The following is a 17,924-nucleotide window of genomic DNA, read 5'->3' on the forward strand; positions in this document are numbered from 1 at the left end:
ATGGAAGCCTGGCCCCGCTGCCTCGAACGCCTCGAAGCCGAATTTCCGGTCGAAGACGTACACACCTGGTTGAAACCGCTGCAAGCCACCCAGCGCGATACCGTGACGGTGCTTTATGCGCCGAACGCGTTCGTAGTCGAGCATGTGCGCGAGCGCTACCTGGGCCGGATCCGCGAACTGCTGTCGTATTTCGCCGGCAGCGAGGAAGTCAGCCTGGAAGTGGGTTCGCTGCCGCGCGTGGTCACCGCGCCCGCGCGCGAGGCCGACATCACCGTCGCCGCGCCGCGGCCGGTGGCGCCGCCCGAACCCTTCCAGGGCAATCTCGACAATCACTACACCTTCGATAATTTCGTCGAAGGCCGCAGCAACCAGCTCGGCCGCGCCGCCGCGCTGCAGGCCGCGCAGAAACCCGGCGAACGCGCGCACAACCCGCTGCTGCTGTACGGCGGCACGGGCCTGGGCAAGACCCATCTGATGTTCGCCGCCGGCAACGCCATGCGCGAGGCCAATCCGGCCATGCGGGTGATGTACCTGCGTTCGGAGCAGTTCTTCAGCGCGATGATGAAGTCGCTGCAGGACAAGACCATGGATCAGTTCAAGCGCCAGTTCCAACGCGTGGACGCGCTGCTGATCGACGACATTCAGTTCTTCGCCGGCAAGGACCGCACCCAGGAGGAGTTTTTCCACACCTTCAATGCGTTGTTCGACGGCAAGCAGCAGATCATCCTGACCTGCGACCGTTACCCGCGCGAAGTCGAAGGCCTGGAGCCGCGGCTGAAATCGCGCCTGGCCTGGGGCCTGTCGGTGGCGATCGAGCCGCCGGACTTCGAAACCCGCGCCCAGATCGTGATCTCCAAGGCCAAGGAACGCGGCGCCGCGATTCCCGAGGAAGTCGCCTTCCTGCTGGCCAAGAAGATGCGTTCGAACGTGCGCGACCTGGAAGGCGCGCTCAACACCCTGACCGCGCGCGCCAACTTCACCGGCCGCGCGATCACCGTCGAGTTCGCCCAGGAAACCCTGCGCGACCTGCTGCGCGCGCAGCAGCACGCGATCGGCATCCCCAACATCCAAAAGACCGTGGCAGACTACTACGGCCTTCAGATCAAGGACTTGTTGTCGAAACGGCGTACGCGCTCGCTCGCCCGTCCTCGTCAGGTCGCCATGGCGCTGACCAAGGAACTGACCGAGCACTCGTTGCCGGAGATCGGCGATGCCTTCGCCGGCCGCGACCACACGACCGTGCTGCACGCCTGCCGCCAGATCCGCACCTTGATGGAAACCGACGGCAAGCTGCGGGAAGACTGGGACAAGTTGATTCGCAAGCTCAGCGAGTGAGGCCGGTCGGGTTGAGGGCGTTGGGTGATTCGGAAAGAACGAAAGACGAGTTGATCCGCGAGCTCAGCGAGTGAAGCTGGCTGGGTTGAAAGTGTTGGGTGATTCGGAAAGAACGAAAGACAAGTTGATCCGCGAGCTCAGCGAGTCATGACGGCTGCATCGCTGCCAGTCAGTGATTCGGAAAGAACGGTGGATAAGTAAGCTCAGCGAGTGATCGGCTTCAGGCCAGAGCGCTGCTGTGGTTGTACAAGTAAGAATGTAAAAGCACGTCGATTCGATAGTCTGAGGCCGAAGCCTGCGTTCGCTGAGAACTGCGGCGTCGACCCGGAAACGAAACGACGGTGTTGCGGCATGTTGGAACGGTGGCTCGGACGCTGCGTTTGCGCTCACCCATCGGGATCGCAGGACAGCAGCGGTTGAGGTTCGTTCGCGATGTTGTTTGGTGGTACGCGGCGACCCGTGGTTCGCGATAAGACCGGATGCCCGTCATCCGTTGCCCATTCGCCGAACCGATCGCTGCGCCGCGGTTCGCCGATGTCGCTCGTTCGCCGCGGTGGTCCAGCGCGACGAGGGACAAGGTAATCCGTAAGCTGCGCTGGCGAAAGGCACAACTTGGGGGATCAAACTCGTACAAACTGTGGACAACTTTGAGGCCGCCGCGAGGCGCGCAATCTATCCACAGGTTGCACCCGCCCTACCAAGCCAGTTCTACCCGCTTTTGAAGTACCGAAAAAACCATATAGATCAAAGGTTTAAGGCAGTTCTCCAACGATTTTCGCTGCTCCACCGCCACTAAGCTTTTGATTTATACATCTCTTTAGTAATTGGGTTTGAGCCCACCGATGGGTTTGCGCCCACAGACGGCCAAGGGGTCCGCATGCGTTTCAGTCTGCAACGCGAAGTCTTTCTCAAGCCGTTGGCCCAAGTGGTCAATGTCGTCGAACGCCGGCAGACCTTGCCGGTCCTCGCCAATCTGCTCGTGCAGGTCAAGGACGGGCAGCTTTCGCTGACCGGTACCGACCTGGAAGTCGAAATGATTTCCCGCGTTGCGGTCGACGATGCGAAGGACGGCGAGACCACGATCCCGGCGCGCAAGCTGTTCGAGATCATTCGAGCCCTGCCCGACGGCAGCAAGGTGACCGTCAGCCAGGCCGCGGAAAAGATCACGGTTCAGGCGGGGCGTTCGCGCTTCACCCTGGCCAGCCTGCCGGCCAACGACTTCCCGTCGATCGATGAAGTCGAAGCCACCGAGCGCGTGCGCGTGCCGGAAGCGGCGCTGAAGGAACTGATCGAACGCACCGCGTTCGCGATGGCCCAGCAGGACGTGCGCTATTACCTCAACGGCCTGTTGTTCGATCTGCGCGAAAACAGCCTGCGCTGCGTGGCCACCGACGGTCACCGTCTGGCGCTGTGCGAAGCGGCTTACGAGGGCGGTTCGCAGACCAAGCGCCAGATCATCGTGCCGCGAAAGGGCGTGCAGGAACTGCAGCGCCTGCTCGAAGGCGGCGATCGCGAGATCGAGATCGAGATGGGCCGCGGCCACATCCGGGTCAAGCGCGATGATGTCACCTTCACCAGCAAGCTGATCGACGGCCGTTTCCCGGATTACGAAGCGGTGATTCCGATCGGCGCCGACAAGGAAGTGCGGATCGAGCGCGAGGTGCTGCGTGCTTCGCTGCAGCGCGCAGCGATCCTGTCGAACGAGAAGTACCGCGGCGTGCGCATCGAGGTGACCCCGGGTCAGCTCAAGATCAGCGCGCACAACCCGGAACAGGAAGAAGCGCAGGAAGAAGTCGAAGCCGACACCAAGGTCGACGACCTGGCGGTGGGCTTCAACGTGAACTACCTGCTCGACGCCCTGACCGCGTTGCGCGACGAGCATGTGGTGATCGCGCTGCGCGACGCCAACTCCTCGGCGCTGGTTCGCGAAGCCTCGAACGAGCGTTGCCGCCATGTGGTGATGCCGCTGCGGCTCTGATCCACGGCATCGGACTGGGTTTCACGACCCGGTTCCACGTGGAACATCACACGCCCGGCTTGTCCGGGCGTGTTTGTTTTTCGGGAACGGGTCGCGACAGCTTGTCTGCCGGCTACGCAGACCTTTGCCGGTCGCTGCGGCGACGACGGGACCAGTTTCTGCCGCCGATTGGTCTGTTTGCTGGGCTCGTGATCGGGCGAGTGTTCGCACGGGCCAGCGTTCTTGCATGGCGACGAACCTGGCCGAGAGAGCTTTTGGCTCTCGGGTCGGCCCCAGTCGGCCTTCCGCGGTTTGCGAATAACGACTCGGTCGGCGGAGCTTTCGCCCGACCGCCCGACGTAGCAACGCATCAGTCGGCTCCAATACACCGGATTGGCCGGTATCGGCGTCGCCTAGCGCCTTGGCGACCCCGGACACGGCTTTTCTGCGATGATCCTGCTCCGCTCCCGCCCCCGAAATTCCGCCGAATCGTGGTTTTCGGGGTGTCTGGCGCGGTCCGCGCCCTTCCCCGAGCCCTTCTGCGATGATCCCGCGATGCATGTAACCCGCCTGGACCTGCGCGGATTCCGGCGTTTCGCCGACGTCAGCCTGTCGCCGCAGCCCGGGATCAACCTGATCACCGGCGAAAACGGCGCGGGCAAGACCAGCCTGCTCGAAGCCCTGCACCTGATGGCTTACGGACGCAGTTTCCGTGGGCGGGTCCGCGACGGGTTGATCCGCGCGGGCGATCCGGCGCTGGAGGTTTTCGTCGAATGGCAGGAACTGCGCCGCGACCAGAAGCGCAAAGCTGGGATGCGGCATTCGGGCCAGGATTGGACCGGGCGGTTGGATGGATCGGCGGTCTCCCAGCTTGGCGAACTGTGCGCCGCCCTGGCGGTGGTCAGTTTCGAGCCCGGCAGCCATGCCCTGATCACCGGCGCGGCGGAAATTCGCCGCCGTTACCTGGATTGGGGTTTGTTCCACGTGGAACCGGACTTCACTCCGCTGTGGCGGCGTTATACCCGGGCGTTGAAACAGCGCAACGCCCTGCTCAAGGCGCGGGCTCGCGACGGCCAGATCGATGCCTGGGATCATGAGCTGGCCGAGGCCGGCGAGCCGCTGACCCGGCGCCGTCAGCAATATCTGGATCAGTTGCAGCCCAGATTCGCCGCGTTGGCGACGGATCTGGCGCCCGCGCTGGGCGAAGTGCGCCTGGATTACCTGCCCGGCTGGCGCCGCGAGGAGTTTCCGCTGGCCGATGCCCTGCTGCTGGCCCGGGATCGCGATCAGTTGGCCGGTTACACCTCGGTCGGCCCGCACCGGGCCGATTGGCGGATCGGATTCGGCGGTTTGCCGGGTCGCGAGGCTTTGTCGCGCGGCCAGGCCAAGTTGACCGCGTTGTCGGCCTTGTTGGCCCAGGCCGAGCATCACGCGGCGGTGTTGGGCGAGTGGCCGGTGGTGGCGCTGGACGATCTGGCCTCGGAGCTGGATCGCAATCACCAGCGGCGGGTGTTGGAGCGGTTGTTGGCGTCGCAGGCGCAGGTGTTCATCACCGGGACCGACGATCCGCCGGCGTTGGCGGGAATGCAGGTTGAACTGGCTAGGTTCCACGTGGAACACGGGGAGTTGGTGGATCGGTAAGCGTGGGAGTTCCACGAGCGGTTTCACGAGCGGCGGTCGGGAATGGGTTCTTGCCTCGCTTCCCGCAGGATTCGCGAGTCGAAGCCTTGCGTCTGTTCCACGTTATCTAGTGGTGCTTCCTAAAGCCGCATGGGTAGCGCCGGTAGGGACGTGAGGTGGCGTGGTTCTCCCGCTTGCAGCCGGTGGCTTCATTGGCGGGCATAGCCAGCCTGCGAAGTCGCTTGATTGGCGCGGTCGCGGCTCGCGCCGCTCCTACAGAAGGCTGTCGTGTTCCACGTGGAACACGGGCGGGCGACGGGTTTAAAACGGCGTTTGCAGGCCGCATCTATGGGGTGGGACCGAATCGCCGGCCCGGCCTTGCGCGCAGCGCCTGCAGCGCGTTCCAGGCCGCCATCCGGCCCCTTTCGACGGCTCGGGACCCCCCGCCCGCCTGCTATACTTCAATCACTTATCTTCTGTGTCTCGACGCACCCGGCGGCCCCGCCGGAGCCCGCGTCGATCGGAGCCTGTTGACGCAATGACCAACACCGAGCACGACCCCTCGACTGAATCGGCCACCGGTTCGACCCCGCCGCAAAGCGCGCAAACCCCGCAGACCTACGACTCGAGCAAGATCACCGTCCTGCGCGGCCTCGAGGCGGTGCGCAAGCGCCCGGGCATGTACATCGGCGATGTCCACGACGGCACCGGCCTGCATCACATGGTCTTCGAGGTGGTCGACAACGCGATCGACGAGGCCCTCGCCGGCCACGCCGACGATGTGGTGGTGACCTTGCACGAAGACGGTTCGGTCTCCTGCTACGACAACGGCCGCGGCATCCCGGTCGATATCCACAAGGAAGAAGGCGTGTCGGCGGCCGAGGTGATCCTCACCGTGCTGCACGCCGGCGGCAAGTTCGACGACAACAGCTACAAAGTCTCCGGCGGCCTGCACGGCGTGGGCGTATCGGTGGTCAACGCGCTGTCCGAGCACCTGTGGCTCAACATCTGGCGCGACGGTTTCCATCACCAGCAGGAATACGCGCTGGGCGAGCCGATCTACCCGCTCAAGCAGCTGGAAGCCTCGACCAAGCGCGGCACCCTGCTGCGCTTCAAGCCGGCAGTGGAAATCTTCACCGATGTCGAGTTCCACTACGACATCCTGGCCAAGCGCTTGCGCGAGCTGTCGTTCCTCAACTCGGGCGTCAAGATCACCCTGGTCGACGAGCGCGGCGAAGGCCGCCGCGACGTGTTCCAGTACGAGGGCGGCATCCGTTCCTTCGTCGAGCATCTGGCTCAGGTCAAGACGCCGCTGCACCCGAACGTGATCTCGGTGTCGGGCGAAATGAACGGCATCACCGTCGACGTGGCGTTGCAGTGGACCGATTCCTATCAGGAAACGATGTTCTGCTTCACCAACAACATCCCGCAGAAAGACGGCGGCACCCACCTGATCGGTTTCCGCGCCGCGCTGACCCGCACGCTGGCCACCTACATCGAGAAGACCGGCGCGGCCAAGCAGTCCAAGATCGCGCTGTCGGGCGAGGACATGCGCGAAGGCATGATCGCGGTGCTGTCGGTCAAGGTGCCCGATCCGAGCTTTTCCTCGCAGACCAAGGAAAAACTGGTCAGTTCCGAGGTGCGCCCGGTCGTTGAGAACACGTTCGGTACACGTTTGGAGGAGTTCCTGCAGGAACACCCCAACGAAGCGCGTGCGATCACCAGCAAGATCATCGAGGCGGCGACCGCCCGCGAAGCCGCGCGCAAGGCGCGCGACCTGACCCGCCGCAAGGGCGCGCTCGACATCGCCGGCCTGCCCGGCAAGCTCGCCGACTGCCAGGAAAAAGACCCGGCCAAGTCCGAACTGTTCATCGTCGAGGGCGACTCCGCGGGCGGCTCGGCCAAGCAAGGCCGTAATCGCAAGACGCAGGCGATCCTGCCGCTCAAGGGCAAGATCCTCAACGTCGAACGCGCGCGTTTCGACCGCATGCTCGGCAGCGCCGAGGTCGGCACCTTGATCACCGCGCTGGGCACCGGCATCGGCAAGGACGAGTACAACCCGGACAAGCTGCGTTATCACCGCATCATCCTGATGACCGACGCCGACGTCGACGGCTCGCACATCCGCACCTTGCTGCTGACGTTCTTCTACCGGCAGATGCCCGAGCTGATCGAGCGCGGCCACATCTACATCGGCCTGCCGCCGCTGTACAAGATCAAGCAGGGCAAGAACGAAATTTATCTGAAAGACGACGCGGCGCTGGACCAGTACCTGGCCAACAACGCGGTCGAAGGCGCGGCATTGATTCCGGCGACCGGCGAGCCGCCGATCGAAGGCGCGGCGCTGGAAAAACTGCTGCTCGCCTACGCCGGCGCGCGCGAGACGATCGCGCGCAACTCGCATCGCTACGATCCCAACGTGCTGCAGGCGCTGATCGATTTCACTCCGCTCGATACCGAACACCTGCTGGCCAACGTCGATGAGCGGCACGAACTCGACGCTCTGGAAAAGCGCCTCAATCAGACCGGACTGGGCAAGCCGCGCTACGCGCTGCAGCTGCATCCGGCCAACGAGACGCGTCAGGCGGCGCTGCTGGTCACCCGCACCCACATGGGCCAGCAACTGATCCAGGTGCTGCCGTTGTCGGCGTTCGAAGGCGGCGAACTGCGTTCGCTGCGCGAGGCCGCCTCGATGCTGCACGGCCTGGTGCGCGAAGGCGCGCAGATCATTCGCGGCAATCGCGCGCAGCCGATCAACAGCTTCGCCCAGGCGCAGGCCTGGTTGCTCGAGGAAGCCAAGAAGGGCCGCGCGATCCAGCGCTTCAAGGGCCTGGGCGAGATGAACCCCGAGCAGCTGTGGGACACCACGGTCAATCCCGAAACGCGCCGTCTGCTGCAGGTGCGCATCGAGGACGCCGTGGCGGCCGACCAGATCTTCAGCACTCTGATGGGCGATGTGGTCGAACCGCGCCGCGAGTTCATCGAGGACAACGCGCTCAAGGTCTCCAATCTCGACGTCTGAGCCCGCCGCGGGTCAGGACACCGGCGACGCGCGCGAGCGCGTCGCCTCCGCGCCGTCGTCGGCTCTCGCGCCGCCGACCGCGCCATCGGCGCGAAAAAACGCCTCCACCCCACTCCCGCGGTTTGCCGGAGTTGGCGGTTTCCTTGTCGATCTTTTGCTATCCATCGTTCTGATGGCGGCCTTGTCGCTGCTCGGCACCGCGCTGTGGGGTTTCGCGCAGGGTCTGGGCGGGTCGAATTCCGCGCAAATCGGCGCCGACTCGGGCGCGATGATCGTCATCAGCCTGATCGCGACCGCCGCCAGCGCGCTGTTGGTCTACTACTTTCGTCGAAGGTCCAGCGCCGCCGAACGGGCCGCGTCGTGGCGCGCGCTGTGGCGGATGTCGACCTGGGGCTGGATCGCCCTGGCGGTGATCGCGTGCCTGACGTTCAACGCGCTGATCGGCGGGTTCGCGCAACAGCGCGGCATCGAAATGACCCCGACCAACATGGTCCTCGGCGACGCGATCCGCGCCTATCCGGTGGCGTTGCTGATCTTCGCGGTGGGGCTCGCGCCGGCGTATGAAGAATTGTTGTTTCGCCGCGTGCTGTTCGGACGCCTGTGGGCCGCGGGCCGGCCCTGGCTCGGCCTGGCGCTGAGCTCGGCCGCGTTCGCGCTGCTGCACGAACCGCCCGGACTGAGCGCGAGCCACGGCTGGAGCATGCTGCTGCTGTGGGCGGTGTACGGCTTCATGAGCCTGTGTTTCGGCTGGGTTTATTACCGCAGCGGCAGCCTGTGGGCGGCGTATGCGGCACATGCGATCAACAATTTGATCGCGGTGGCGGCGGTGCTGGCGAGCAGCTGAGTCACAGGCGCGAAGCGGTTTCGCGGCGGCCGGTTCGCCGGGCGAAAACCGGAATTGACGAAGTGTTAATCCACGCGGCGCTACAAGGTCTGATTGCTACGGGGAAAGCTCGCATGAAACGTATCCTGCTCGGGGTGTCGATCGCGCTGATCGCGACCGCCTGCGCCACCACCATCTCGCCGACCGGGCGAACCCAGCACGTCGGCGCGGTCTCGCAGGCCCAGCTCGACCAGATGGGCGCGCAAGCGTTCGCGGATGCCAAAAGCAAGCAGAAACTCAGCACCGACGCGCGCAAGAACGCCTACGTGCGCTGCGTGGTCAGCTCGATCACCCAGCAGCTGCCGCCGAACTGGCAGGCGAACTGGGACGTGGCCGTGTTCGTCGACGAATCGCCCAACGCCTTCGCCCTGCCGGGCGGAAAAGTCGGCGTGAATACCGGCATTTTCACCGTCGCCAAGAACCAGGATCAGCTCGCGGCGGTGATCGCCCACGAGATCGGCCACGTCGTCTCGCGCCATCACGACGAGCGCATCACCCGGCAGATGGGCGCGCAGACCGGCCTCAACATCGTCGGCAGCCTGCTCGGCGCGCGTTACGGCGAAGGCGCGGCCAGCGCGACCGGGCAACTGGGCGGCGCCGCGCTGCAGACCGCGTTCCTGCTGCCCGGATCGCGCACCCAGGAAAGCGAGGCCGACGTGGTCGGCCAGCGGCTCATGGCGCAGGCCGGTTACGACCCGCGACAGGCCGTGAATCTGTGGCAGAACATGATCGCGGCCAGCAGCTCGCGCCCGCCGCAATGGCTGTCCACCCACCCCGACCCGCAATCGCGCATCCAGGAACTCAATGCCCGCGCCGGCGCCCTGATCCCGGTTTACGAACAAGCCCGCGCGGCCGGCCGTACGCCGAAGTGTGGATGAAAGCGAATTACTGAACAGTGGTTCAGACCCGTATCGCGTCGACCCGAGTTTCTGTTAGGTTGGCGGCCCCTTGGCCTTGCGCCGTTCCGCCGCAAGGCCCCCGGTCCGCGGCCGCTGAGTCTCTTAGAGGTGAGTCCATGAACAAGCAACCCACCCGCAACAGCACCCTGCTCGCCGCCGCTATCGGCGCGGTGCTGGTGTTCGGTGCCGTGTCCCAGGCCACCGCCCAGACCGCCTCGGAGCGTTCGGCCCAGCGCCGCGCGGCACGCGAAAGCAACAAGACCGCCGGCGCGCCGGCCAAGGTCGAGAACCAGTACCCGAACGCGACCCGCACCGCGCCGGACGCCAAGGCCTCGTCCAAGGGCGGCGCCAAGCTGCAGAAGATGATGGACGCGTTCGACAAGGAGAAAGCCGCCGATGCGCGCGCCCAGGCCGACGCGATCATCGCCGACACCTCGCTCAACGCCTACGAGCGTTCCTTCGCCGCCCAGATCGGTTTCCAGGTCGCCTACGACGCCGACGACAACAAGGCCGCGATGGAGTACCTGAAGAAGGCGATCGAGATCAACGGTCTCGACAACAACAGCCACTTCGACCGCATGTTCGTGCTGGCCCAGTTGCAGCTGCAGGAAGAGCAGTACGCCGAGTCGCTGGTCACCATCGACCGCTTCCTCAACGAATCCAAGAGCACCAAGCCCGAGCACCTGATCATCAAGGGCAACGTGCTGTACCGCCTGGAGCGCTACCCGGAAGCCGCCACGGTGATCAAGCAGGCGATCGACGCCTCGCCCGAGCCGAAGCCCGAGTGGCAGAACCTGCTGATGGCCACCTACGTGGAAGGCAACCAGGGCGCCGAAGCGGCCAAGGTCGCCGAGCAGATCGCGGCCAAGAACCCGAACGACAAGCGCGCGCAGATGAACGTCGCCGCGGTCTATTCGCAGGCCGACATGCTCGACAAGGCCGCCGCCGTGCTCGAGAAGATGCGCGCCGCCGGCCAGTTCACCGAAGACAAGGATTACCGTCAGCTCTACTCCACCTACCTCAATCTGGAAGGCAAGGAGAAGCAGGCGGCCAGCGTGATCACCGAGGGCCTGGAAAAGGGCATCCTCAAGCCGGATTACCAGGCTTACGTCGCGCTGGCGCAGTCGTACTACTTCTCCGAACAAGCGGGCAAGTCGATCGACGCGTACAAGAAAGCAGCCCCGCTCGCACCCGACGGTGAGACGTATCTGAATCTCGCTCGCGTGCTGTGGTCGGAGGACCGCATTCCAGAGGCTAAGGAAGCCGCCAAGCAGGCGATCGCCAAGGGCGTTAAAAAGCCCGACGACGCCAAGAAGATTCTCGCGCTGAAAGGCAAGTAATTTCGGCAAAGAGAGCCTGACCGCGCTTGGAACCTGTGACGCGGTTTGGTATATGCTAGGAGGTTCGCGCGACTGGAAACGGTTGCACGAACCGAACGATGGCCCGAGGCGCCCCGGCGTCCGGAAACACCTCCCGAGCTGACGGCATGACGCAAGACCTCGAACTCCAAGTTAGGAATGATGACGACCGCGAAGGTTTGAACTGGGCACGTATTGCCGGTATCACCTGTGCGATCGCCGTGCATGCCGCGGCGCTCCTGCTGTTGCTGGCCCCGATGACGCCGCCCGCACAGCAGCAGGAAGAAGAGCAGGTGACGATGGTCAACATCATCAAGCCGCCGCCGCCGCCCCCGCCGCCGCCGCCGCCGCCGCCGGACCCGCCGAAGCCGATCACGACGCCGCCGAAGGAACTGTCGCCGCCGCGACCGACTCCGACGCCGCCGCCGCCGGATCAGCCGCCGGTCGAGAATCTGGACCCCAGTCCGATCGATCCGCCCGCGCCGCCGCCGGCTCCGCCCGCGCCGCCGGCCGCCGCCAGCGATATCAATTCGGGCGTCGATCCGTCTTCGCGCCGCCTGAACCCGCCTAAGTACCCGCCGACCGAAGCCCGCCAGGGCGTGGGCGGCACGGTGGTCCTGGTGATCAGCATCGATGCCCAGGGCAACGTGCTGGACGTGCAGGTCGAGAAATCCAGTCGCAACCGCAACCTGGACCGCGCGGCCATGGATGCCGCACGCAAGTGGCGCTTCAACCCGGAAGTGCGCAACGGTCAGCCGATCGCCAGCCGCGTCCGAGTGCCCGTCGATTTCGTCCCGCCGAACTGATCGGGTTCCACGGACAGTTGTAAGTCGCATTAAGTAATACGTACTACCTTCTTTCCTTTCCACGACATTCAAAGGTAAGCGTCATGCTGCAGCAAACCACCACCGCCGCCGCCGGAGGCTCTAACGCTGAAGCACTTCAGCAGATGAGCTTCTCGCATCTGTTGCAAAACTTCGACGCCGTTGGCTGGATCGTGTTCATCACGCTCACGCTGATGTCGGTGTTGTCGGTCTATTGGATCGTCATCAATTTCGTCAAGAACCTCCGCCTGCGCGGCAGTTCCGACCGCGTCGTCAGCACGTTCTGGGAAACCCCGAACGCGCAGGACGCCATCCGTTACATGGAAGAGCAGTCGCGCAGCGAGCCGTTCTCCAAGATCGCGCTCGATGCCGCTCAGGCCGCCGCGCACCACCAGCGTCACGAAGGCTCGCGCCTGGTCGAGTCGCTGAACCGTTCCGAGTTCGTCGACCGCGCCCTGCGTCAGGCCGTCACCCGTGAGAGCTCGCGTCTGGAAGCCGGTCTGACCGTGCTCGCCACCGTCGGCTCGACCGCTCCGTTCGTCGGTCTGCTCGGCACCGTGTGGGGTATCTACCACGCCCTGCTGCGCCTGGGCGCCAGCGGCGAGTCCTCGATTCAGGCCGTGGCCGGCCCGGTCGGCGAGGCGCTGATTATGACCGCGATCGGTCTGTTCGTCGCGATCCCGGCGGTGTTGGCGTACAACTTCTTCGTCCGCCTGAACCGCGTCACGAACAACAAGTTCGACACCTTCGCGCACGACCTGCACGACTTCTTCGCCACCGGTTCGCGCGTCGGCGAAGTGGCGAGCAAGCGCTAAGCAACACACGCCTTCACTTTTAGCGTAGTTGGAGTTCGGACATGGCCTTCAGTACAGGCAACGACAACGGCCCGATGGCTACCATCAACGTCACGCCCCTCGTGGACGTGATGCTGGTGCTGTTGATCATCTTCATGATCACCGCACCGCTGATGACCCATAAGGTCGAGATCAAACTGCCCGAAGCCACCCTCGCCAAGCCCGAGGAGCCGTCCAAGGTCACGCCGATCACCGTGGCCATCCAGGACAGCGGCGCGATCTACTGGAACGATGAGCCGGTCACCATGGATCAGCTCGAAAGCCGTTTGTCGGTTGAGGCGCAGAAAACGCCGCAACCGCCGATCAACGTCCGCGGCGACCGCACCACGAAGTACAAGGTCGTCAATTCGGTGGTGACGGTTGCGCAGCGGCAAGGCATGCGCAAAGTCGGCTTCGTCGCGATCAAAGAACGTTAATCGGAGAACAGTCCCATGGCTTTCAGTAACAACTCCGATAGCGGCGCGATTTCCGACATCAACGTGACCCCGCTGGTCGACGTGCTGCTGGTGCTGCTGATCATCTTCATGGTCACGGCACCGACGGTGTCTTACCCGATCGACGTCAACCTGCCCCAACCGACCAGCGTTCCGCCGCCCGTGACGCAAGAGCCGCCGCCGCCGATCCAGCTGCGGATCGATGCGACCGGTCAGGTGTTCTGGAACAACAACCCCACGCCCATCGCGGCGATCCCGGGGATGATGAAGGAAACGGTGCAGCGCGATCCCACCAATCAACCTCTGCTAGAAATCGACACCAACGAGGATGCCGAATACGGCACGCTCGCCAAGGTGCTGGCTTACGCCAAAAACGCAGATATGAAAAAGATCGGTTTCGTCCAGAAGTAATTCCGTCCGGAACCGACGCTTACCGTCGTGAGAACGCCGCCCATTGGGCGGCGTTTTTTTATGCGTGCCGGCTTCGTGCCCGTGGAGCGGATCGCCGACGTGCGGGTTACGTCTTGCGCGGATAACTGTGACGGGATTAACGTAAAGCCGGGCACCCCGCCCATGGAGGGAGATGCATATGGCCGGCTCCACCTACTCCGCTTCCGCCTATTCCGGCGACGCGCCTGTCGCCGAGATCAACGTCACCCCGCTGGTCGATGTGCTGCTGGTGTTGCTGGTGATCTTCATGGTCACCGCGCCCGTGCTGACCGGCAATTTGAACCTCGGCTTGCCCGTTCCCGGGCCGCAACGCGACACGCCGCCGCCTCGGGCCGAATTGATGGTGCAGGCCAGTGGCGCTTTTACCCTCGATGGCCAGACCCTGACCCGCGCGGAGTTGCCGGTGGCGCTGAAGGCCTTGGTGCAGGCGGCGCCGAACACGGTGGTCGAGGTCGGTGCGAATGCCGATGCCGACTATCAGGCGTTCGCGCACGCGCTGTCGGCGGCGCGCGAGAGCGGGGTGCAGAATATTTCCACTCGCTGATTGATCGCGGTTTGCGAGGCAGCGGCCGTCCCGGTGGGGCGGCCGTTGTCGTCTGAGGCGACGCGATGGAGTGGGGTCGAGGGTTGCGCGGCGTTGAAGGCAAACCCCTGCCCGCTTTTCAATGCAGCAAGCTTCGGTTCGGGGTGGCTCGCGAAGGATTGCGCTCGGTTGTAGTCGAAGGCAGGGGCCACGACTTCGTCGCTTGCGTCGTGGTTGTGGTGGCGCGGTCGCGGCTTGCGCCGCTCCTACAGGGAGGCCATGGGGCTCTCACACGAGCTTGGATTTCTGCGCGGTGGTGTTTCGCGGTGTAGTCGGCTTAAGCGCGGGAGCTGCCGGGATGATGGATGGCATGAATGCCGCGATCGTCGAAGTTCGGCGTGGAACATGCGCTCGACGTCGACGACGAAAAACCCTGGAAATCCAGGCATTTCAGCGATAGCGCCGCGAGTGCGGCGAGCCGATCAGCGCCGCGGCAAGAGCTCGACGTTCAACCCGCTTTCGCGATCACGTCCAGATACGCGCGCACCGTCGCGTCGAGGCCGGCGTACAGGGCTTCGCCGATGAGCGCGTGACCGATCGATACTTCGAGCACGTTCGGAACGCCATGCAGGAAGGCGCCGAGGTTGGCCTGACTCAGGTCGTGACCGGCGTTGACGCCGAGGCCGACGGCCTGGGCGCGGCGCGCGGCGGTCGCGAAGGCTTGCAATGCTGCGTCGATATCGCCGTGAGCGAAGGCGTCGGCGTAGGGACCGGTGTACAGCTCGACCCGGTCGGCGCCGAGTTCGGCCGCGCGCTCGATGCCTTCGCGGTCGGCGTCGGCGAACACGCTGACCCGGCAGTCCAGTTCGTGCAGTTGCGCGATCAAGGGACGCAGCGCGTCGGCATCGCGTTCGAAATCGAAGCCGTGGTCGGAGGTGAGTTGATCGTCGCCGTCGGGGACCAAGGTGACCTGCGCGGGCCGGGTGCGCCGGCACAGTTCGATCAGGCCCGGATAGCCGGCGCGCGGCGGCGCGAACGGATTGCCTTCGATGTTGAACTCGACCGCGCGCGCCTGGGTGAGTTCGGCCAGCGCGTACACGTCGTAGTCGCGGATGTGCCGCGCGTCGGGCCGCGGATGCACGGTGATGCCGTGCGCGCCGGCGTCCAGGCAGGCCTGCGCGGCGCGCGATACATCGGGTTCGCCGCCGCCGCGCGAATTGCGCAGCACGGCGATCTTGTTGACGTTGACGCTCAGGACGGTCATGGCTTCAGCCTAACCCGCCGGCTTGAATGCGGCGAGTGCGCAGTTTGGCCGCGCGCGAGGGCACGACCGACGAGTGATAGCGACGGGAAAAAGCAGGCGGATCGATCGCGGCCGGAGCGCGGCCGTGCGCTCAGCGCTGGGTCGGTTCGGACTGCGACGAGGCGGCGAGCTTGCGCGCCTCGGCCTGCTCGCGCAGACGGCGCAGTTCGACCGGATCGATGATCACCGAGACATCGCGGCTGGTGTTGTCGAGGCGACGCGCCAGCAGGCTCATGACGCCGGCGATCATCAGGCCGAGCGCCGCCAGCAGGCCGACGGCCATCAGTCCCGGCGAGGTGGTCTTCAGCGCCAGGCCGAAGGCGGCGATGGCCAGCAACAGGTAAACCCAAGGCATTGCGGCGTGCTCCCTGACGAATTCGATGACCGCTCTGCGCGCCCGCCCGCTTCGCTGCGAGCCCGGCGCGTGGACCTCGGCGGGCCCGGTTCGAGTGTAGCGCGGCGCGGTGGCGGCGGCAGCTGGGGCGATCCCCGGCTGCGACGGTCGGCACAACGGCGGGTAAGAGCGGTTTGCCTGAACGGCCCGGACCGGGACCGGCGGGCGCGAAACCGGTTCGCGGGTACCGCGTCGCCGGGGCTGTCTCGCCCGCGGTCCGCCTTATCCGAACCGTGTTGGCGGGACGCGGCGCATCCCTGTGTAGATATCCACAAAGGCGTCTATCGGTTCGACCTACGGATCCACACCGGGAAATTGCCGGCCGAATAATCCACAGCCCCGGCTTGCGACGAAGGTCAGACCGCCGGATGCTTTTCCCGAATCCCGAATCCCGAATCCCGAATCCCGAATCCCGAATCCCGAATCCCGAATCCCGAATCCCGAATATCAAAGCAACGGCGACACCAACCGGGCCAACGCCTCGGGCAAGCGCGTACGCCACAGCGAGCGCTCGCGATCGCTGCGCGCCCGCGGCGCGCGCGAGCATTCCTGCTCGATCAGCGCGGCCAGTTCGCCGGCCAGGGTCGCGTTGTAGAACATCACCGAGATCTCGAAGTTCAGGCGGAAGCTGCGGTGATCGAAATTGGCGCTGCCGATGATCGCCATCTCGTCGTCGCACAGCAGCGCCTTGGTGTGCAGCATGCGCGGGCCGTACTCGTGGATCTTGACCCCGGCCTCGAGCAATTCGTCGAAGTACGAACGCGCCGCGTAGGTCACCAGCCGGCTGTCGCTGAGCTTGGGCACCAGCAGGCGCACGTCCAGGCCGCCGAGCGCGGCCGAGGTCAGCGCCATGCGCGCGGCTTCGCCGGGCACGAAGTACGGTGTGACCAGCCAGACCCGCTTGCGCGCGGCGTGGATCGCGCCGACGTGGACGCGATGGATCGCTTCCCAGCTCGAATCCGGCCCGGAACTGACCACCTGCGCGGCGATCGTGCCCTGCACCGGCGCGGCGTTGACGTGGCGGATCGGCGGCTCGCCGGTGGCGTAGCACCAGTCCTCGGTGAACACCAGTTCGAGCTCGCGCACCACATCGCCCTCCAGGCGCAGATGCAGGTCGCGGTAAGCGTCCTCGCGCAGGCGTTCGTCTTCCTCGTCGGTGATGTTGATGCCGCCGGTGTAGCCGACCCGGCCGTCGATCACCACGATCTTGCGATGCGTGCGCAGGTTCAGCCACGGCCGCCGCCACAGCCAGCGCAGCTTCATCGGGTGGAACCAGGCGACCTGCGCGCCGGCATCGATCAGCGGCTGGATGAAGCGCTGCTTGGTCGCGCCCGAGCCGACCGCGTCGAGCAGCAGCCGCACCGTGACCCCGGCGCGCGCGCGTTCGATCAGCGCATCGCGCAGCGCGGTGCCGGTGCGGTCGGGTTGATAGATGTAGTACTCCAGATGGATGCGCTCGCGCGCCTGGGCGATGTCGGCCAGCAGCGCGGCGTACTTGGCGCCGCCGTCGATCAGCAGACGCGCCTGGGTCGCGGTGGTCGGCGGCAGCCCGGTGGTGGCCTGGCCGAGCCGGGCCAGTTCGATCGCCTCCGGCGACGGGGTCAGCCCCGGCGGCGGCGCCGGCAGCGCCGCGCGCGCGCGCACCCGGCGCATGCGCTGGCGATGGATGCGTTGCGGGCCGAAGAAGTAATAGATCAAAAAGCCCAGGTACGGCAGCGCGGCCAGACTGATCAGCCAGCTGATGGTCGCGACCGGCTCGCGCTTTTGCAGCACGATCCACAGCCCCAGCCAGACCAGATAGAGCGCCCAGCCGGCGGTGAGGTACACGCCCAGGTAGGGAATGCTGACCAGGGTTTGCCACAGCTCGGACACGTCGGGCTCCATCGGGGCGATCGCTGCGGCGGTCGCCGGCGTGGGCTAAGGCTAGCCCGCCGGGGCATGAGCGCAAAGTGTGCAATCGGGCCGTGCAACTCCGGGCGCGCGTGGCCGCTCGGGATGAGCGCCGCGAACGATCGCAATGGCGACGGCGCGGGGCCGGTCTCGCGGGCGATCCAGGCGCGGCATGCCG

Annotated in this window: 15 protein-coding genes; 12 read left to right on the top strand and 3 right to left on the bottom strand. The window is 65.4% G+C overall.

Annotation, left to right across the window (positions count from 1 at the left end; all coding sequences use genetic code 11):
- The 12 genes from dnaA to IEQ11_RS00060 all read left to right on the top strand — a co-directional run bounded on the left by dnaA (position 1) and on the right by IEQ11_RS00060 (position 14,180).
- Complete coding sequence (dnaA, locus tag IEQ11_RS00005; protein WP_036103300.1) at positions 1-1,335, top strand: chromosomal replication initiator protein DnaA; 1,335 nt, start codon at positions 1-3, stop codon at positions 1,333-1,335.
- 877 nt (positions 1,336-2,212) lie between these two features.
- Entirely contained in the window at positions 2,213-3,313 is a 1,101-nt protein-coding gene (gene dnaN, locus IEQ11_RS00010; RefSeq protein ID WP_046658564.1) for a DNA polymerase III subunit beta, read from the top strand.
- Positions 3,314-3,847: 534 nt separating this feature from the next.
- Positions 3,848-4,933 carry a DNA replication/repair protein RecF gene (gene recF / locus IEQ11_RS00015; protein ID WP_191823232.1) on the top strand — a complete coding sequence of 362 codons (1,086 nt, stop codon included), beginning with the start codon at positions 3,848-3,850 and terminating at the stop codon, positions 4,931-4,933.
- A 517-nt stretch (positions 4,934-5,450) separates the two neighbouring features.
- Entirely contained in the window at positions 5,451-7,934 is a 2,484-nt protein-coding gene (gene gyrB / locus IEQ11_RS00020; RefSeq protein ID WP_046658566.1) for a DNA topoisomerase (ATP-hydrolyzing) subunit B, read from the top strand.
- A gap of 172 nt (positions 7,935-8,106) precedes the next feature.
- Positions 8,107-8,778: a CPBP family intramembrane glutamic endopeptidase gene (locus tag IEQ11_RS00025; RefSeq protein ID WP_046658567.1), complete on the top strand. Its 672-nt coding sequence runs from the start codon at positions 8,107-8,109 to the stop codon at positions 8,776-8,778.
- 113 nt (positions 8,779-8,891) lie between these two features.
- Entirely contained in the window at positions 8,892-9,695 is an 804-nt protein-coding gene (locus IEQ11_RS00030) for a M48 family metallopeptidase (RefSeq protein ID WP_036103311.1), read from the top strand.
- 137 nt (positions 9,696-9,832) lie between these two features.
- Entirely contained in the window at positions 9,833-11,056 is a 1,224-nt protein-coding gene (locus tag IEQ11_RS00035) for a tetratricopeptide repeat protein (protein WP_191823231.1), read from the top strand.
- A 146-nt stretch (positions 11,057-11,202) separates the two neighbouring features.
- The gene (locus IEQ11_RS00040) at positions 11,203-11,880 is read left to right on the top strand and encodes an energy transducer TonB (protein WP_191823241.1); all 678 of its coding nucleotides are present in this window, start codon (positions 11,203-11,205) and stop codon (positions 11,878-11,880) included.
- An 83-nt stretch (positions 11,881-11,963) separates the two neighbouring features.
- A complete protein-coding gene (locus IEQ11_RS00045; protein WP_036103316.1) occupies positions 11,964-12,713 on the top strand; it encodes a MotA/TolQ/ExbB proton channel family protein in 750 nt (249 codons plus the stop codon).
- 41 nt (positions 12,714-12,754) lie between these two features.
- A complete protein-coding gene (locus IEQ11_RS00050; RefSeq protein ID WP_046658571.1) occupies positions 12,755-13,168 on the top strand; it encodes an ExbD/TolR family protein in 414 nt (137 codons plus the stop codon).
- Positions 13,169-13,183: 15 nt separating this feature from the next.
- The gene (locus IEQ11_RS00055) at positions 13,184-13,597 is read left to right on the top strand and encodes an ExbD/TolR family protein (protein ID WP_036103323.1); all 414 of its coding nucleotides are present in this window, start codon (positions 13,184-13,186) and stop codon (positions 13,595-13,597) included.
- A gap of 178 nt (positions 13,598-13,775) precedes the next feature.
- Positions 13,776-14,180 carry an ExbD/TolR family protein gene (locus IEQ11_RS00060; RefSeq protein ID WP_191823230.1) on the top strand — a complete coding sequence of 135 codons (405 nt, stop codon included), beginning with the start codon at positions 13,776-13,778 and terminating at the stop codon, positions 14,178-14,180.
- A 487-nt stretch (positions 14,181-14,667) separates the two neighbouring features.
- On the opposite strand, the gene IEQ11_RS00065 is transcribed toward IEQ11_RS00060, so the two are convergent.
- From IEQ11_RS00065 to cls, 3 genes are all read right to left on the bottom strand, one after another.
- Entirely contained in the window at positions 14,668-15,423 is a 756-nt protein-coding gene (locus tag IEQ11_RS00065; protein WP_191823229.1) for a pyridoxine 5'-phosphate synthase, read from the bottom strand.
- 130 nt (positions 15,424-15,553) lie between these two features.
- Positions 15,554-15,817 (bottom strand): hypothetical protein, encoded by a 264-nt coding sequence (locus IEQ11_RS00070; protein WP_036103330.1) that lies wholly within the window; start codon positions 15,815-15,817, stop codon positions 15,554-15,556.
- A gap of 486 nt (positions 15,818-16,303) precedes the next feature.
- Positions 16,304-17,740 (bottom strand): cardiolipin synthase, encoded by a 1,437-nt coding sequence (cls, locus tag IEQ11_RS00075; protein ID WP_096411401.1) that lies wholly within the window; start codon positions 17,738-17,740, stop codon positions 16,304-16,306.
- Between the last annotated feature and the right edge of the window lie 184 nt (positions 17,741-17,924).

The sequence above is a fragment of the Lysobacter capsici genome (genome assembly GCF_014779555.2).
Classification (GTDB): Bacteria; Pseudomonadota; Gammaproteobacteria; order Xanthomonadales; family Xanthomonadaceae; genus Lysobacter; species Lysobacter capsici.

Coding starts and splice junctions, on each gene's coding strand:
- IEQ11_RS00065 (WP_191823229.1), bottom strand. CDS start 15,423: ATGACCGTCCTGAGCGTCAACGTCAACAAGATCGCCGTGCTGCGCAAT.
- IEQ11_RS00055 (WP_036103323.1), top strand. CDS start 13,184: ATGGCTTTCAGTAACAACTCCGATAGCGGCGCGATTTCCGACATCAAC.
- gyrB (WP_046658566.1), top strand. CDS start 5,451: ATGACCAACACCGAGCACGACCCCTCGACTGAATCGGCCACCGGTTCG.
- IEQ11_RS00060 (WP_191823230.1), top strand. CDS start 13,776: ATGGCCGGCTCCACCTACTCCGCTTCCGCCTATTCCGGCGACGCGCCT.
- IEQ11_RS00040 (WP_191823241.1), top strand. CDS start 11,203: ATGACGCAAGACCTCGAACTCCAAGTTAGGAATGATGACGACCGCGAA.
- IEQ11_RS00050 (WP_046658571.1), top strand. CDS start 12,755: ATGGCCTTCAGTACAGGCAACGACAACGGCCCGATGGCTACCATCAAC.
- dnaA (WP_036103300.1), top strand. CDS start 1: ATGGAAGCCTGGCCCCGCTGCCTCGAACGCCTCGAAGCCGAATTTCCG.
- recF (WP_191823232.1), top strand. CDS start 3,848: ATGCATGTAACCCGCCTGGACCTGCGCGGATTCCGGCGTTTCGCCGAC.
- dnaN (WP_046658564.1), top strand. CDS start 2,213: ATGCGTTTCAGTCTGCAACGCGAAGTCTTTCTCAAGCCGTTGGCCCAA.
- IEQ11_RS00070 (WP_036103330.1), bottom strand. CDS start 15,817: ATGCCTTGGGTTTACCTGTTGCTGGCCATCGCCGCCTTCGGCCTGGCG.
- IEQ11_RS00045 (WP_036103316.1), top strand. CDS start 11,964: ATGCTGCAGCAAACCACCACCGCCGCCGCCGGAGGCTCTAACGCTGAA.
- IEQ11_RS00025 (WP_046658567.1), top strand. CDS start 8,107: ATGGCGGCCTTGTCGCTGCTCGGCACCGCGCTGTGGGGTTTCGCGCAG.
- IEQ11_RS00035 (WP_191823231.1), top strand. CDS start 9,833: ATGAACAAGCAACCCACCCGCAACAGCACCCTGCTCGCCGCCGCTATC.
- cls (WP_096411401.1), bottom strand. CDS start 17,740: ATGGAGCCCGACGTGTCCGAGCTGTGGCAAACCCTGGTCAGCATTCCC.
- IEQ11_RS00030 (WP_036103311.1), top strand. CDS start 8,892: ATGAAACGTATCCTGCTCGGGGTGTCGATCGCGCTGATCGCGACCGCC.